The 14957-nt window shown below is 37.6% G+C and carries 13 protein-coding genes and 1 riboswitch; of the genes, 8 read left to right on the top strand and 5 right to left on the bottom strand.

Going from position 1 to position 14957, the window contains the following annotated elements:
• Nucleotides 1-51 precede the first annotated feature (51 nt).
• The 4 genes from DCS32_RS05245 to greA form a co-directional block, all read right to left on the bottom strand.
• A complete protein-coding gene (locus DCS32_RS05245) occupies nt 52-783 on the bottom strand; it encodes a GLPGLI family protein (RefSeq protein WP_108877305.1) in 732 nt (243 codons plus the stop codon).
• 433 nt (nt 784-1216) lie between these two features.
• Nucleotides 1217-1936 carry a GLPGLI family protein gene (locus tag DCS32_RS05240; protein ID WP_108877304.1) on the bottom strand — a complete coding sequence of 240 codons (720 nt, stop codon included), beginning with the start codon at nt 1934-1936 and terminating at the stop codon, nt 1217-1219.
• A 438-nt stretch (nt 1937-2374) separates the two neighbouring features.
• Nucleotides 2375-2764, bottom strand: coding sequence for an HIT family protein (locus DCS32_RS05235; RefSeq protein ID WP_108877303.1), 390 nt, complete (start codon nt 2762-2764; stop codon nt 2375-2377).
• Nucleotides 2765-2909: 145 nt separating this feature from the next.
• On the bottom strand, nt 2910-3386 hold the full coding sequence (gene greA, locus DCS32_RS05230) for a transcription elongation factor GreA (protein ID WP_013750836.1): 477 nt from the start codon (nt 3384-3386) through the stop codon (nt 2910-2912).
• 190 nt (nt 3387-3576) lie between these two features.
• Here greA and DCS32_RS05225 point away from each other — a divergent pair, with 190 nt between their 5' ends.
• The gene (locus tag DCS32_RS05225; protein ID WP_162533596.1) at nt 3577-3999 is read left to right on the top strand and encodes a hypothetical protein; all 423 of its coding nucleotides are present in this window, start codon (nt 3577-3579) and stop codon (nt 3997-3999) included.
• A gap of 136 nt (nt 4000-4135) precedes the next feature.
• On the opposite strand, the gene DCS32_RS05220 is transcribed toward DCS32_RS05225, so the two are convergent.
• Nucleotides 4136-6313: a TonB-dependent receptor gene (locus tag DCS32_RS05220; protein WP_239057567.1), complete on the bottom strand. Its 2178-nt coding sequence runs from the start codon at nt 6311-6313 to the stop codon at nt 4136-4138.
• A 158-nt stretch (nt 6314-6471) separates the two neighbouring features.
• A riboswitch (TPP riboswitch) is annotated at nt 6472-6563 on the bottom strand.
• A gap of 111 nt (nt 6564-6674) precedes the next feature.
• On the opposite strand from DCS32_RS05220, the gene DCS32_RS05215 reads away from it, so the two are divergent.
• The 7 genes from DCS32_RS05215 to DCS32_RS05185 all read left to right on the top strand — a co-directional run bounded on the left by DCS32_RS05215 (nt 6675) and on the right by DCS32_RS05185 (nt 14905).
• Entirely contained in the window at nt 6675-7598 is a 924-nt protein-coding gene (locus DCS32_RS05215) for a ketopantoate reductase family protein (RefSeq protein ID WP_108877301.1), read from the top strand.
• Between the two features lie 182 nt (nt 7599-7780).
• On the top strand, nt 7781-11209 hold the full coding sequence (locus DCS32_RS05210) for a leucine--tRNA ligase (protein WP_108877300.1): 3429 nt from the start codon (nt 7781-7783) through the stop codon (nt 11207-11209).
• 89 nt (nt 11210-11298) lie between these two features.
• Entirely contained in the window at nt 11299-11568 is a 270-nt protein-coding gene (locus DCS32_RS05205) for a SemiSWEET family sugar transporter (RefSeq protein WP_204161802.1), read from the top strand.
• A gap of 125 nt (nt 11569-11693) precedes the next feature.
• Nucleotides 11694-12800, top strand: a complete 1107-nt coding sequence (gene ald, locus DCS32_RS05200; protein WP_108877299.1) for an alanine dehydrogenase — start codon at nt 11694-11696, stop codon at nt 12798-12800.
• A 190-nt stretch (nt 12801-12990) separates the two neighbouring features.
• Nucleotides 12991-13692, top strand: a complete 702-nt coding sequence (locus DCS32_RS05195) for a zinc metallopeptidase (RefSeq protein WP_013750843.1) — start codon at nt 12991-12993, stop codon at nt 13690-13692.
• Nucleotides 13693-13838: 146 nt separating this feature from the next.
• Nucleotides 13839-14156 (top strand): thioredoxin, encoded by a 318-nt coding sequence (gene trxA, locus DCS32_RS05190; RefSeq protein ID WP_013750844.1) that lies wholly within the window; start codon nt 13839-13841, stop codon nt 14154-14156.
• 200 nt (nt 14157-14356) lie between these two features.
• Nucleotides 14357-14905, top strand: a complete 549-nt coding sequence (locus DCS32_RS05185; RefSeq protein WP_035338043.1) for a ClpP family protease — start codon at nt 14357-14359, stop codon at nt 14903-14905.
• The last annotated feature ends 52 nt before the right edge of the window (nt 14906-14957 follow it).

Below are 14957 nucleotides of genomic sequence, written 5' to 3'. Positions count from 1 at the left end.
AAGTTTGACATATTATTGGTTGAAGTACAGGTGTTTGCGTGTTTTATTTTTTTAAAAACCACCTTTCTTACTAACAAATAAACTATCCAGTGCTGCTTGAGTTATTGGATTTTCTACCCTAAACCTAGGGATGAATTTTTCTCCATTTTTAATGGAGATAGCTTCTATTTTGTAATGTTTATTAGTTTCTTGGACTTCAATAGATAATATTATTCCAGGAAGACCTCTGTAAGTTCCTGGTCCAATATTATAAGGCATGCTTGGATCATACCAAGCCGTAATTTTTTTTAAAAATTTACCCTTAGAATTTCTAATAGTATCTGTAGTTGTGGCCTTAAGACAGTGTTTATTCAATATAAACTTACGGTCATTTTCTAGGTGCCAAATTCTATTGTTTGATTTGGTTAATATTGTAAAAATTTGTCCTCCTATGTTTTTTTTTATACTAAGTTCTTCTGTCTTATTATTACTGTAAAATATACCATTCATTCCAGTTGCTATAATACCTGATTTGATTGATTTTCCTATATCTTTTGGAGGGTCGAGTATATCTATGTAAGTAAAAATAGATTCATTAGATGTTGCCTTCAATTCAAAATGAACTTGATCAATATGCTTTTTAATGTTTTCGTTTCTTTTAATTAAATATGCATAAGCAGGGTTTGACTTAAAAGAATCTGGTATTTGAGTATTAAAATCTTTAATATTATAAGTTACCTTAAGATGTTGTGCATTTGCAGAGGTGTAGAATAATAGAGTATATATTAAAAGTAATAATTTCATTTTTTTCTTGATTAAAAAAGATGGACCTTAAATAAAATCCATCTTCACTTAAAATTACTTTTGTCTATTCCATTGCAGTTGTTAATGTAATTGCCCGTCCAGACATACAAGCGTCGTAAACGTCATTAGCTGTATTATAAGCATCTTCATAAGAGCTTCCAAGGCTTTCGGCTAAATCACCAGCAGCAATGGCAGCTCCAACACAATCAGGCTCTATTATATAGTTCGGATTTTCTTTGGCAAGAGCATTTGTAAATATAAATGCAAAACTTAAAATTGACAGTGATTTTCTCTTAATTGTTTAGTTTTTAGATCAATAAGTTCAAACCTAAAAAAAAAACAAACCAACAAAGAAAAATCTTACAAATAGTTTACGAAGTTAGAAATATTATTGATTGAAGTACAGGTGTGTACGTGTTTTATTTGTCAAGTGTTACTTGTTTTTTATGTTATTATAAGCTAAAGAAGTTATTTTGTTAAATTCATCCTCAGTAACCACTTTTCCATTAGATGGTTTAATTATTGCTTCGGTATTTTTTTTAGAAAACAGGATTTCTTTTAGTGTGGTTGTAGTGCCATTTTTTTCTAATTTCATAATGATTCCAGGCAATCCTCCATAACCGTCGGGTCCAAATGACAATGATATTTCAGGAGAATACCATGCAATAATCTTTATTTGTTGCTCCTTTCCTAAATAAGATATGTTTTCAATAGTTGTGGCCTTATAACAAAGGTAATTGTCAATTTGAAGAGTATCTTTTGACAGTGTCCAATTGATTTTATTTTTTTTTATAATATATTTTTCTCCATCAAATTCTTTAATGTTTAATACAATGTCCTGTGCGGTGTCGAAATAAATACTACCTGAAAAATTAGCAAAACCCAAGGTCATAGCATCTATTACCGGATTAGTTTTTATATTGAGGGATTCTTGTTTTGCGTAGCTAGCTTTTTTATCATTAAAATCTAATTGATAATTCCAATTTTGAAGATTCTTCAAAATCTGTTTTCTATATGATTTTTGTTTAAGGCTAAGATTTGATATATCGTTGTTGAGCGATGTTAATTCTTTACTATAGATAGCTTTGCCAGATTGGGCAGTTAAGGATGTTACACAAAAGAATAGAAGTCCTATAAGGCACTTTGATTTCATAGCTGTCAATGTTTAATAAACCAGATACTGTCAGAACTAATAGTAATGTTAGTATCTGGTTTTGAAAAATGTAAAGTCTCAAGTATTAGTTTTGAGTTTCATAACAGGCGTCAAATGCAGCTGCGAAAACACGAAAAGAAATTTCAGCAGAGGGTATTGCATGTTGATTTGCCATATTATCAAGGAAATCTTGTTCTGTTTGAGATGCAACAGTAAAACAATCTGCATCAAAAAACTCCTCACTAACAATATTAGCGTTTAAATTAGTAGAAGCTACTATAAGTAATGCAACAAATGATGAGCTGATGATTTTATTATAATTTGTTAGTTTTTAGATCAATAAGTTCAAACCTAAAAAAACAAACCAACAAAGAAAAATCTTACAAATAGTTTACGAAGTTAGAAATATTTTTGATTGAATAGCAGGTGTTTATGTTTCTAAAACTCACTTTTTATAACCTCTACAAGCTCTTTAAACTCTCCATCGGTAAGTGTCACTTTTTTCTTAAACTGGATATCTTCCATAGTTTGTAGCGGTACAAGATGTACATGTACGTGAGGAACTTCAAGACCTATTACAGAAACGCCTACGCGTTTACAAGGCACTGCTTTTTCTAGAGCAATTGCAACCTTGCGAGAGAATAGCATCAGGTCGAGGTATTCTTGTTCCTCAAGATCAAATACTTTATTTACCTCCTTTTTAGGGATACAGAGTGTATGTCCTTTTGCATTAGGATTTACATCTAGAATGGCGATGTGCTTATCATCTTCTGCAACGATGTGTCCTGGAATTTCTTTATTTATAATCTTGGTAAAAATGCTTGGCATATGAATGTGTTTATGAAATGGATAGGTAAATCTATTAAGTAAAAAGACTAAAAATTACATGGTAACTTTTAGTCTTTTAATGTAGTTAAAGAAGCATAGAGCTTTCAATTTCAACTTCAATTTCAACTTCAATTTCGAGTTCAACTTAGTCTCTTGAGATAGAAACAACGTCAAATTTCATCACGCCACTTGGCACTTGAATTTCAGCTACTTCACCTACTTCCTTACCTAGCAGTCCTTTACCTATAGGTGAGTCTACAGAGATAAGACCTTTTTTAATGTCGGCTTCATTTTGAGCTACAAGTTTGTAGGTCATGGTTGCGCCATTAATTTGATTTTTAATCTTTACTGTAGAGTGCACAAGCACTTTAGAAGTGTCTAGTTGTGACTCGTCAATGATACGTGCATTTGAGGCTAGGTTTTCTAATTTTGCAATACGCATTTCAAGCATACCTTGTGCTTCCTTTGCAGCATCATATTCAGCGTTCTCACTTAAATCTCCTTTGTCACGAGCATCTGCAATATCTTGTGATGCCTTAGGGCGCTCCACATCGCGTAGGTGATTGAGTTCATCCTTGAGCTTTTTTAAGCCCTCTGGTGTATAATAATTTACCTTACTCATAATAGATCCGGTTTAAGTATAATTAGTTTAAAAATGGTGTCATTTTATGCATACACATAAAAAAAGTCCCTCTTCGGGACGTGTCTCACGAATATACAAAATATTTTAAATCCTTTACCGTTTTATGGTACCTTGCGAGCCTAAATTATTGAAATCACGCTTTCGCGAAAGCGTAAAAAAAAATATTTCTATGCGTCAGATATTGACCTTTGTCCTTCTTACTACTCTTTGCTTTTCATGCACAAATAGTGATGATGGAAACCAGCGTAATCCTTTCTTACTAGATGTGAACTTTTCTACACAGTTGAGTGCTATCCAGGTATTAGATTTAGAAATTCCAAGTAATCCTATCTATGTTCAGAATGGTGGTTTACGTGGTCTTTTTGTTATTAATACAGGCAGCAGCATTGTTGCGTGGGAAGCATCAGACCCTAACCATGCACCCAATGATTGCTCGCTCATGGTTATAGACGGTATTAATGTAAAATGTCAGTGTGATGATGATAATAGTTACAATCTTTTTACTGGGCAGTCTAATAATGAGGTGCTAGAATACACAATGCTTAATTACCGAGTAAATGCTTCTGGTAATAGCATCACCGTATTTAACTAAAAGAAAAAAAAGAAGCCGACTCAAAAGAGGCGGCTTCTCACTTACAATTTGTAGTTCAGTCCCCCAACTGATTACACATTGTTTATTTTTAGCGACTTAAATATAGCGAAAATTAAATAATAAGGCGTTTTATCCCTTAAAATTTAAGCGTAGCACCTACTAAGAAGTTAATTCCCGCCTGCGGATAATAGCCCGCTCCTTCAATGGTAGTGATCTCATTTGGTACTGAAAAATCATCATCATAGGTAAAGAAATATCCATTTGACACATAGTCTATATCAAAGATGTTGTTTACTAATCCGTTAAGGATAATAGATTTAAAAACAGACACATCCTTTATCTCATAACTTATGTTGAGGTCATTTGTAAAGTAGCTATCTAGCTTTGAAAAGTCGCTATCGATGTTCCCTAGATATTGCTCTCCCACGTATTTAGACAGGAAGCTTAACCTTAGATTTTCTGCAGGTTTGTAGCTTATGGTGTTACCCACTACTACATCTGGAGAATAAGAGATATTTGTATTGCCTAGATTTGTTAACACACCATCTCTTTCAAAAACGAAGTCTTTGTTTTTATTTGTGCTTAGTGCTAGGTTAGGTTGTATCATCAACTTATCAGTAATAGCAATTGCAGCATCTATTTCGATACCTGCTCTATAACTCTCACCACTATTTGCACGTATAGGTGCCCCTACGTCATCTAGCGCTCCAGTGAGAACTAGCTGGTCACGATATCCCATATAATATCCATTTACATTAAGCGACACGCGGCTTGTATTGTATCTCCATCCTAATTCCCAATCATTAAGACGCTCTGGACGCGGAGCTCCGTTTTCAAAATCTGTACGGTTAGGTTCGCGATTTGCTCTTGCAAAAGATGCATATAATTGGTTTTCGCTGTCTATTTTATAAGAAAGACCTGCTTTTGGGTTAAAGAAACTATAGTCTTCATCTACAATAAATTCGGCAACGTCAGAGTTGATTCCGTCTGTAGTGTATGAGATAAAGCGCTGCTGTAGGTCTAAGTATCCACTCCATTTTGAATTGAAGCGGTAGTTCGCTTTCGCGAAAGCAGAAAATTCTTTTTTCTTTCCAGTCCCGAAGTAGTAGTTGTCACCAGTCTCACTATCACTAGCAAAACGCGCCCAAATCACTTCGCCAAAATGGTCTCCATCATAAATACTACCGTAAGCACCACCTACAAAGTCGATTTTGTTGTCCTTGTAATTTGCCGTTGCACTTGCCACATAGAAGTCATTGTCTAGCCAGCGACGTCTTATAATATCTGATGTTTCTATGGTCTCACTACCTATAACTACAGGGGCAATACTGTAAAATGCAAGATCTTCATCCTCTTTATATTCTTCAAAAAATCCTCTCCCGTAGGTGTAGTTTAAACTAAGCTGTGTGCTCCAGTTATTGTCATAACGCTGGTTCCAATGCAGTTGGTAATGATCTTGCTTGTAATCATCTACTTGATTCTCGTGAAAGCGTGTCTCACCATTCTCATCTGTAAACTGTCCAGCAGGGTTAAAGGTTCTATCTTCCTCAAGTGTCTCTGCATCTATCCCAAACCAAGATTGGTATGTAACCTCAGATCCTGCAAAGTTGATAAGTTTGATAAGTGTATTATCATCCTTGTATGCTGCTTGTAAAAAATACGATTTAAGATCAGATGACGCACGGTCGATGTAACCGTCAGATTTAATCTGTGATAAACGACCAGATATCTCTATGTGATCATTAAGCAAACCTGTACTAAATTTCACATTGTGACGTCGCGTCCCAAAAGACCCAAAAGAGTTAGAAATCTCACCATATGCTTCATTAGAAATTGCATCAGTAAGAATATTAAGACTTGCTCCAAAAGCTCCAGGTCCATTAGTAGAAGATCCTACACCACGTTGTAACTGTAAACTCTCAACAGAAGAGCTAAAATCTTGTAGGTTTACAAAGAATGTAGTTGCACTCTCTGCATCATTATATGGGATTCCATTTATAGTAACATTGATACCTTGATTACCCGTACCGCGCACTCTAAAACCTGTGTAACCTATTCCCGCACCGGCATCTGAGGTTGTAACTACACTTGGTAAAAAGTTGAGCTGCGTGGCAATGTCTTGTCCTAAGTTGCGCTCTGCAATTTGTTTTTTTGTAAGGTTGGAATGCGTAATTGGTGAGTCGGCTTTTACTCTTACAGAGCGTACTAAAACTTCATCTAGGGATTCTACTTTTGTAGTGTCTACCACTGTTTTCTCTTGTGCACTAGCTGTAATTCCTGCAAGCGCAATCATACTCAATAGGATCTTTTTCATCCGTATATGGTTTAGTTACGAATACAAAGGGCAAATATTCCGATAAGTTATCATTAATATACCTGTGCGATAAGCACATATTGAAGAGGGTGCACCGTGGTGCTTCTCAAGAGAAATATGGTGACACTAGAAAAGCTAATTTGTATAGCGTTATCTGGAAAGACATGTTCCTCATTCCTAAACAGCATTACCTGTTCTAGGTTCAATGGGTATAATCTCAGCTTCGTAAAAAGCACCCCTTTGAGATTTTGCAAAGATATACTAGAGTTTTTAATTAAGATATTATAAAGAAAAAATAAATCAACTTACTGTACTTTTAAGCTGACTAGCATTTTCTAGTTCTTATAAAATTATAAAAACGATGCATATTTTGATTTACGGAGCCGGTGGCGTGGGAGGATTCTTTGGAGGGAAACTCGCACTTACTGGAAATAAAGTGACCATGATTGCTAGAGGAGCACACCTTACAGCCATACAAGAAAACGGTATTGAGGTAAAAAGCATAACAGGAAACTTTAAAGCGACTCCGTATCTGGCAACAGATGATCTTAGTAAGATTGAAACGCCAGACCTAGTCATCTTTGGAGTGAAGTCATATCAAATAGAGAGGACTGTAAAAGACATATTGCAATATTGTGATGAAAATACATTATATCTGCCTTTACAAAACGGAGCAAGCAATGTGGAGGTCCTTAATGCGGTGGTGCCTAAGTCACAAGTACTGGCAGGACTTTGCCGTATGATAAGTTTTATAGAAGCACCAGGAGTGATTTCTAATCCAGATATAGCACCCGCAATATTATTTGGTGAGCAGGATAATAGTAAGACGGAACGTTTAGAAAGGATGTTGTCTGTATTTACAGATGCAGGAATTAACGCAGCTGTACCAGATAATATTCAAGTAGCCATCTGGCAAAAATTCCTTTTTATAACAACCATAAGTGCTATAGGCGGACTAACAAGAGTTCCTATAGGAGTGATGAGAGAGCAGCCATATATAAAAGAATTGATGCGCAAAACCGCGCAAGAAGTATTTGAGGTGGCAAAAGCAAAAGGAATTATACTCCCAGAGAAAACAATTGAAAATATGTTTGAAGCCATTAGCAAGCAAGCGCATGAGACCACAGCTTCGACACAACGCGATATCATGGCAGGAAAACCTAGCGAACTAGAAAACTTTAATGGTTATATCGTGAAGGAAGGCAAAAGACTCGGAGTGCCTACACCAATAAACGAGATGATTTATGAGTTGTTATTGCCGCAAGAACAACAGGCAAGACAATAGTCATTTCGACAGCGCGTAGCGACGAGAAATCACATTGCAGTAAGCACGCTAGAGTGCGCATTATAATGATAACCAAAGCATGTCATTGGCTACTATCTAATTCCCCATAATTAATTGTAAATTTGCCCCCTTAAATTAGGATGAGCACGCTTTCGCGAAAGCGTATAAATAATACATATACCATGAAATACCACTTTAACGAGATAGAAGCCAGATGGCAACAATACTGGGCAGATAAAGGCACTTTTCACGCGTCAAATAGCAGTGACAAGCCTAAATATTATGTGCTTGATATGTTTCCTTATCCTTCTGGTGCAGGGCTTCATGTGGGACACCCGCTTGGGTATATTGCTAGTGATGTGTACTCGCGTTACAAGCGTTTAAAGGGGTTTAATGTGCTGCATCCACAGGGATATGATTCTTTTGGATTGCCTGCAGAGCAATATGCAATCCAGACAGGGCAGCATCCTGCTGTGACTACAAAGGTCAATATTGAGGGTGGTGTAGATAACCAAGGTAATGTGATTGCCGGTTATAGAAAACAGCTGGATAAAATTGGCTTTTCTTTTGATTGGAGTCGTGAGGTGCGTACCTCAAATCCTGAGTACTATAAATGGACGCAGTGGATTTTTACAGAGCTTTTTAACTCATGGTATAATAAGGATACAGATAAAGCAGAGGCGATAGAAACGTTGGTTTCCGCTTTCGCGAAAACTGGAAATGCAGAGGTAAACGCTGCTTGTGATGATAATATCACACCATTCACTGCAGAGCAGTGGAATGCGTTTACAGAAAAAGAACAACAAGATATATTATTACAATATCGCCTGACCTATCTTGCCGAAACGGAAGTAAACTGGTGTCCAGCACTTGGAACCGTACTTGCAAATGATGAGATTGTAAACGGCGTTTCTGAGCGTGGTGGTCACACGGTGATACGTAAGAAAATGACACAGTGGTCTATGCGAATCTCTGCTTATGCAGAGCGTTTAATACAAGGACTTGAAGGAATAGACTGGAGCGAATCAATAAAAGAAACACAGCGCAACTGGATAGGGAAATCTGTTGGAGCGATGGTTACATTCCCCCTAGCCCCCAAAGGGGGAACTCGAGCGGGATACTTGACCGGAGGGAATAATGCGGCGTTACTCTTAGAGAGAGCAAAGGAGATGAGAGAGAATCCCACTCCTGCAGAAGCAGCCTTATGGGAATCATTAAAAAGTAAGAATCTTGGTGATAAATTTAGAAGACAGCATCCTATTGATGCATTTATCCCTGATTTTGTGTGTCTTTCAAAAAAGTTAATCATTGAGGTTGATGGAGGTATTCATGATACACAAGTAGATCAAGATGAAGAAAGAACGGCTATTTTAGAAGACTTAGGGTATACCGTATTGAGATTTAGAAATGAGGAAGTTTTAGCAAATCTGGAACAGGTTCTTGAGACGATTACAACCGAATTGAATAATAAAATTGTTCCCCCTTCGGGGGCTAGGGGGATTGATGTCTTTACGACACGCCCTGATACTATTTTTGGAGTGTCCTTCATGACATTGGCTCCAGAGCATGAGTTAGTGGCTCAGATCACAACTCCAGAACAAAAAGAAGCAGTAGAAGCATACATTGAAAAAACAGCAAAGCGTTCTGAGCGTGAGCGTATGGCAGATGTAAAAACCATCTCTGGTGTATTTACTGGAGCTTATGCAGAGCATCCTTTTACAAAGGAACCTATCCCAGTATGGATAGGTGATTATGTGCTTGCTGGTTATGGAACAGGAGCCGTGATGGCAGTTCCTTGTGGTGATCAACGTGATTATGACTTTGCTAAGAAATTTGACATAGCAATTCCTAATGTTTTTGAAGGCGTAGATATCTCAGAAGAAGCTTTTTCAGACAAGGCAACTACGGTCATCACAAATTCAGATTTCTTAAACGGATTAAAATATAAGAAAGCCGTTAAACTTGCGATTTACGAGTTAGAAAAAATAGGCGCAGGAGCTGGTAAAACAAATTATAGATTGCGTGATGCGGTCTTTAGCCGTCAACGTTATTGGGGAGAGCCTTTTCCAGTGTATTATGAGAACGGAATCCCAAAGATGATTGACGTTGCTCATTTACCTATCAAACTTCCAGAAGTAGAAAAATACCTACCTACAGAAGAAGGTGAACCACCATTAGGCCGTGCAGATGTATGGGCATGGGATACCAAGAATAACAAAGTAGTATCTAACGACCTTGTCCGTTCGAGCGCAGTCGAGAACTCCGAGGATAATGGAATTTACCCGCTAGAACTCAACACCATGCCAGGATGGGCAGGAAGTAGCTGGTATTTCTTTAGATATATGGAGAAAGCACAGCGTGATGAAGTCTTTGCTTCAAAGAAAGCAATGGATTACTGGGGTAATGTAGATTTATATATAGGAGGATCTGAGCATGGAACTGGGCACTTATTGTACTCACGTTTCTGGGTGAAGTTCTTAAAAGATAGAGGACACGTAGGTGTAGATGAGCCGTTCCAAAAAATGATCAATCAAGGGATGATTTTGGGGACGAGTGCTTTTGTGTATAGATTAGACGCGACTGGCTTATTAGGTTTTGATGGAAAGGGTGAAGATTTTATTGATTTAGTTAAAAATCATCCTCTTTTTATTTCTAAGAGTACATTAGATTCTCTCAAGGAAGATAAGTCTGCTTTTGAGAATTTCAAGAAAAACCAACTCGAAGAATTAAAGAAGATATTTGGAAATAAGCTAGTTAATTTCAATCCTAGTTTAAATCATGTTCATTTGGTACATGCACCCGTGGAATTTGTTAACGCATCAGATGAGTTAGATGTAGAAGCTTTTAAAAACTGGCGACCAGAATTTAAAAACGCTGAGTTTATCTTAGAAGATGGCGTTTACAAAGTAGGTCGCGAGGTTGAAAAAATGTCCAAGTCTAAATACAACGTCGTAAATCCAGATCAAATCTGTGAGCAGTACGGAGCAGACACATTACGTATGTACGAGATGTTCTTAGGGCCGCTTGAGCAAGCAAAACCTTGGAACACGGCAGGAATTACGGGAGTACATAACTTTTTAAAGAAATTCTGGAAGCTTTACCATAATGGAGTAGACGAAGCTTTTAATATAACTGATGAGGCGCCAAGTAAAGACAGCCTTAAAACACTTCACAAAACAATTAAAAAGGTAGAAGAAGATATAGAGAACTTTAGTTTCAACACGTCTGTATCTACATTTATGATTGCTGTAAATGAGCTAGGAGCTCAAAAGTGTACTTCTCGTGAAGTGCTTGAGTCTCTGGTAATACTCATCGCTCCTTATGCTCCGCATATCGCAGAGGAATTATGGAACAAGCTTGGTCACTCAGAAAGCATTTCTGAGGCTGCTTTTCCAATTTTTGATGCAAGTCATCTAGTAGAGAGTGCAAAGAACTATCCTATTTCCTTTAATGGGAAGATGAAGTTTACCTTAGAATTACCACTTGATCTATCTAAAGATGAGATAGAAAAAGTAGTCATGGCAAATGAGAAAACTCAAATGTATCTAGATGGTCGCACACCTAAGAAGGTGATTATCGTGCCAGGTAAGATTGTAAATATAGTGGGGTAACACCTAGTTAAAATATAAAGCTTGCTTGTGTTCTAATAGCTCACGAGCAGGCTTTTGTTTTGTAATTACATTAATAATACGTTGTTGCTATGGCAGGAATTGATAACATAGAAATTATAGGTCTGGTTGCAGCCACACTTACTACGGCGGCTTTCTTGCCTCAGGTGTATCAAACCTGGAAAACTAAGGATGTCTCTGGTTTGAGTCTTCCTATGTTTAGTATGTTTTTTATAGGGATTGTATTCTGGCTCGTTTATGGTGTTCTTAAAGAAAGTCTCGCCATCATATTAGCAAATGCTATTACTGTGGTCTCTTCTTTCTTACTACTCTATTTTAAAATCAAATACGACAAAAAATAGCATTTTCAGATTGCTAGAAATCCACAGGTATTTTTAATGATATCATTATGAGAGCCCCTGATTTTTAATATTTTATAATCAGCAGTTTTTGATGTTTCTGTTACCTTCAAGCCAAAATTTAAGCAATGGTAATAGGTGTTCCTACAGAGATTAAAAACAATGAAAACAGGGTGGGTATCACACCTGGCGGAGTCTATGAACTCGTAAAGAGAGGTCATAGTGTACATCTTCAAAAAGGAGCTGGTTTCAATAGCGGTTTTATAGATCAACATTATATAGATGCGGGTGCAACAATCCTTGATACGATTGAGGAAATCTATGCAAGCGCAGAGATGATTGTGAAGGTAAAAGAGCCTATCGAGCCAGAATATAAGCTCATTAAGAAAGATCAAATCGTATTTACTTATTTTCACTTTGCCTCTAGTGAGCCGCTCACCAGAGCGATGATTGCGAGTAAATCTATATGTATAGCTTACGAAACGGTTGAAGAAGAAGACCGATCGCTCCCGTTGCTTACTCCTATGAGCGAAGTAGCTGGTCGTATGTCTATACAGCAGGGAGCGCGATATCTTGAGAAGCCTGTAAAAGGGCGAGGCGTACTTCTAGGTGGAGTTCCTGGAGTGAGTCCTGGTAAGGTGTTAGTCTTAGGAGCAGGAGTGGTAGGAATTCAAGCAGCAAAAATGGCTGCGGGACTAGGTGCTCATGTAACCATTCTTGATATTAGCATGAAGCGACTACGTCATGTAAATGACATCATGCCGCCACACGTGGTGACAGAGTTTTCAAATGAATTTAATATCCGTAAACATATAAAAACGCACGACCTTGTTATAGGTGGTGTTCTTATTCCTGGCGCAAAAGCGCCAAAACTTATTACTCGAGACATGCTCAAGGAGATGCGTCCAGGTACCGTAATTGTAGATGTTGCTGTAGATCAAGGTGGCTGCGTGGAAACCTCAAAACCTACTACGCACGAAGACCCAGTCTTTATTATAGATGATGTGGTGCATTATTGCGTGGCAAATATGCCTGGTGCAGTGCCTTATACTTCCACCGTAGCACTTACCAATGTCACCCTTCCTTATGTATTAAAGATTGCAGATCAAGGTTGGAAAGCTGCATGTCTTAAAGATACTACTCTTAAAAAAGGAGTTAATATCGTAGGAGGTGATGTCGTGTATCAAGAAATTTCGGAGGTTTTTGACGTGCCATATGTTCCGCTAGCGATATAGGTTGTGGGTTACGCTTTCGCGAAAGCGAACTTTTAAAAACAACATATGTATTCCATAATCTTATGTAGTTGTTATTACAACGAGTATTTAGGGTTCTTGATGGTAAATAGATGAATTGTAATCTTGGCTTAATTTGTGCACAATACTTTTGTAACTTTAGAAACCTAAAACAACTTTAAAATAAACGACTATGTTAGGAGGATATATGGGCTACTATATTATTGTAGGAGCTATCGGGCTTGTGAGTATGCTAGTAAGCAACAAGCTCAAGAGTAAATTTAAACATTATTCAGAAGTGCAGCTGCGCAACGGGATGTCTGGAGCAGAGATTGCCGAAAAAATGCTAGCCGATAATGGAATTACAGATGTAAAAGTAATTTCTGTAGCTGGCCAACTTACAGATCACTATAACCCTAGAGATAAGACGGTAAATCTTAGTGATGTAGTTTATGGACAACGTAATGCTTCGGCAGCAGCGGTTGCTGCACATGAAGTAGGTCATGCTGTACAGCACGCTACGGCTTATAGTTGGTTGCAAATGAGATCTAAGCTTGTACCTATAGTAAACATAGCTTCAAAAATGAGTATGTGGGTTATTATGGGTGGTGTCGCATTAATGGCTTCTACCGCAATAGGTGGTACTGTGGCAATTATAGGTCTTGCACTATACGCAATGGGAACTATATTTAGTCTCATCACTTTGCCAGTAGAGTATGACGCAAGTAACCGTGCTTTAGCATGGCTTAAGGCAGAAAATATGGTAACACCACAAGAGTATGATGGAGCAGAAGATGCGTTAAAGTGGGCTGCAAGAACATATCTTGTTGCCGCTATAGGATCACTAGCAACCTTGTTATACTTTGCTTTGCAAGTTTTTGGTAACAGGCGATAGGATGTGTTATACTGTCAAGTAGCTCATGATAAACTGTCACAATGACGCTATAATCAAAGCTGATATAAGCGTTGTAAGGTTTGGATTAATTATTGACTAAGTTTGCATAGTTCAATTAAATAGAATTACAATTAAAATATATAGTTATGGCATTAGAAATCACAGATGCGACATTTGAAGAGCAAGTATTAAACAGCGATAAGCCTGTATTAGTAGACTTTTGGGCTGCTTGGTGTGGACCTTGCCGTATGGTAGGACCAGTTATCGAGGAGATCGCAGGAGAATACGAAGGTAAAGCCGTAATAGGTAAAGTAGACGTAGATGCAAACCAAGAATTTGCAGCAAAATACGGAGTACGTAACATCCCTACAGTTCTTATGTTTAAGAACGGTGAGGTAGTAGGGCGTCAAGTAGGCGTTGCCCCTAAGGCAACTTACACAGAAGCTATCGACGGACTTTTATAAGCCCAAGCTTTTTATAAGATTATCAGAAAGGTTTGGCACTGTGCCAAGCCTTTTTGTATTTTTAGAGCGCTGTTACTAGAGTACTCTTTCGCGAAAGCAAAATAATGCTCCATGTAGCAGTCAAGAGTACAATAAGAAAAAAATGATGAGGTTTCTGTTTAGGTAGGAACGATAAATAGCCGTAATCGCGGCATATGTTTATGGAAAAGAAAATGAAAGTACAAGACGCAATTGACAGTCAGTTGCTTGATGATAGAAAGATATTCCTCTGGGGAATGGTAGATGATAAAAGTGCAAAGCACGTAATAGATCGTCTTTTATACCTAGATGCACAAGGTCATGGTGAGATCCAACTGTTTATTAATAGCCCAGGAGGTTATGTAACATCTGGTTTTGCAATGTATGACACTATTAAAATGATTAAAAGTCCAGTTTCTACTATCTGTACAGGTCTAGCGGCAAGTATGGGTTCATTACTACTATCTGTAGGTGAGAAAGGGCGTCGTTTTATACAGCCACACGCACGTGTAATGATACACCAGCCATCTGGTGGAGCACGTGGTCAAGCTTCTGATATTGAGATTACAGCACAAGAAATCGTAAAAACAAAAGAATTGAGCGCGCAAATCCTTGCGGATAATTGTGGTCAAACTTTTGAAAAAATAATGAAAGATTTCCAGCGTGATCACTGGATGGGTGCAGAGGAGTCTGTAGCTTACGGGATTGCAGATGGTGTTTATGAAGGATAATTTCCTTTATAATTTTATGAGTAACACAAAGTGCGGAATTTATTCCGCACTT

It is taken from the genome of Dokdonia sp. Dokd-P16, assembly GCF_003095655.1.
Classification (GTDB): domain Bacteria; phylum Bacteroidota; class Bacteroidia; order Flavobacteriales; family Flavobacteriaceae; genus Dokdonia.
Note: the sequence above shows the minus strand (reverse complement) of the source record. Positions and strands in the feature narration are given on the sequence as shown.

Excerpts from the sequence above, each read along its gene's own strand:
- DCS32_RS05245 (WP_108877305.1), bottom strand. The coding sequence starts at position 783 with ATGAAATTATTACTTTTAATATATACTCTATTATTCTACACCTCTGCA.
- ald (WP_108877299.1), top strand. The coding sequence starts at position 11,694 with ATGGTAATAGGTGTTCCTACAGAGATTAAAAACAATGAAAACAGGGTG.
- greA (WP_013750836.1), bottom strand. The coding sequence starts at position 3,386 with ATGAGTAAGGTAAATTATTATACACCAGAGGGCTTAAAAAAGCTCAAG.
- DCS32_RS05235 (WP_108877303.1), bottom strand. The coding sequence starts at position 2,764 with ATGCCAAGCATTTTTACCAAGATTATAAATAAAGAAATTCCAGGACAC.
- DCS32_RS05240 (WP_108877304.1), bottom strand. The coding sequence starts at position 1,936 with ATGAAATCAAAGTGCCTTATAGGACTTCTATTCTTTTGTGTAACATCC.
- DCS32_RS05210 (WP_108877300.1), top strand. The coding sequence starts at position 7,781 with ATGAAATACCACTTTAACGAGATAGAAGCCAGATGGCAACAATACTGG.
- DCS32_RS05195 (WP_013750843.1), top strand. The coding sequence starts at position 12,991 with ATGTTAGGAGGATATATGGGCTACTATATTATTGTAGGAGCTATCGGG.
- trxA (WP_013750844.1), top strand. The coding sequence starts at position 13,839 with ATGGCATTAGAAATCACAGATGCGACATTTGAAGAGCAAGTATTAAAC.
- DCS32_RS05215 (WP_108877301.1), top strand. The coding sequence starts at position 6,675 with ATGCATATTTTGATTTACGGAGCCGGTGGCGTGGGAGGATTCTTTGGA.
- DCS32_RS05205 (WP_204161802.1), top strand. The coding sequence starts at position 11,299 with ATGGCAGGAATTGATAACATAGAAATTATAGGTCTGGTTGCAGCCACA.
- DCS32_RS05225 (WP_162533596.1), top strand. The coding sequence starts at position 3,577 with ATGCGTCAGATATTGACCTTTGTCCTTCTTACTACTCTTTGCTTTTCA.
- DCS32_RS05185 (WP_035338043.1), top strand. The coding sequence starts at position 14,357 with ATGGAAAAGAAAATGAAAGTACAAGACGCAATTGACAGTCAGTTGCTT.
- DCS32_RS05220 (WP_239057567.1), bottom strand. The coding sequence starts at position 6,313 with ATGAAAAAGATCCTATTGAGTATGATTGCGCTTGCAGGAATTACAGCT.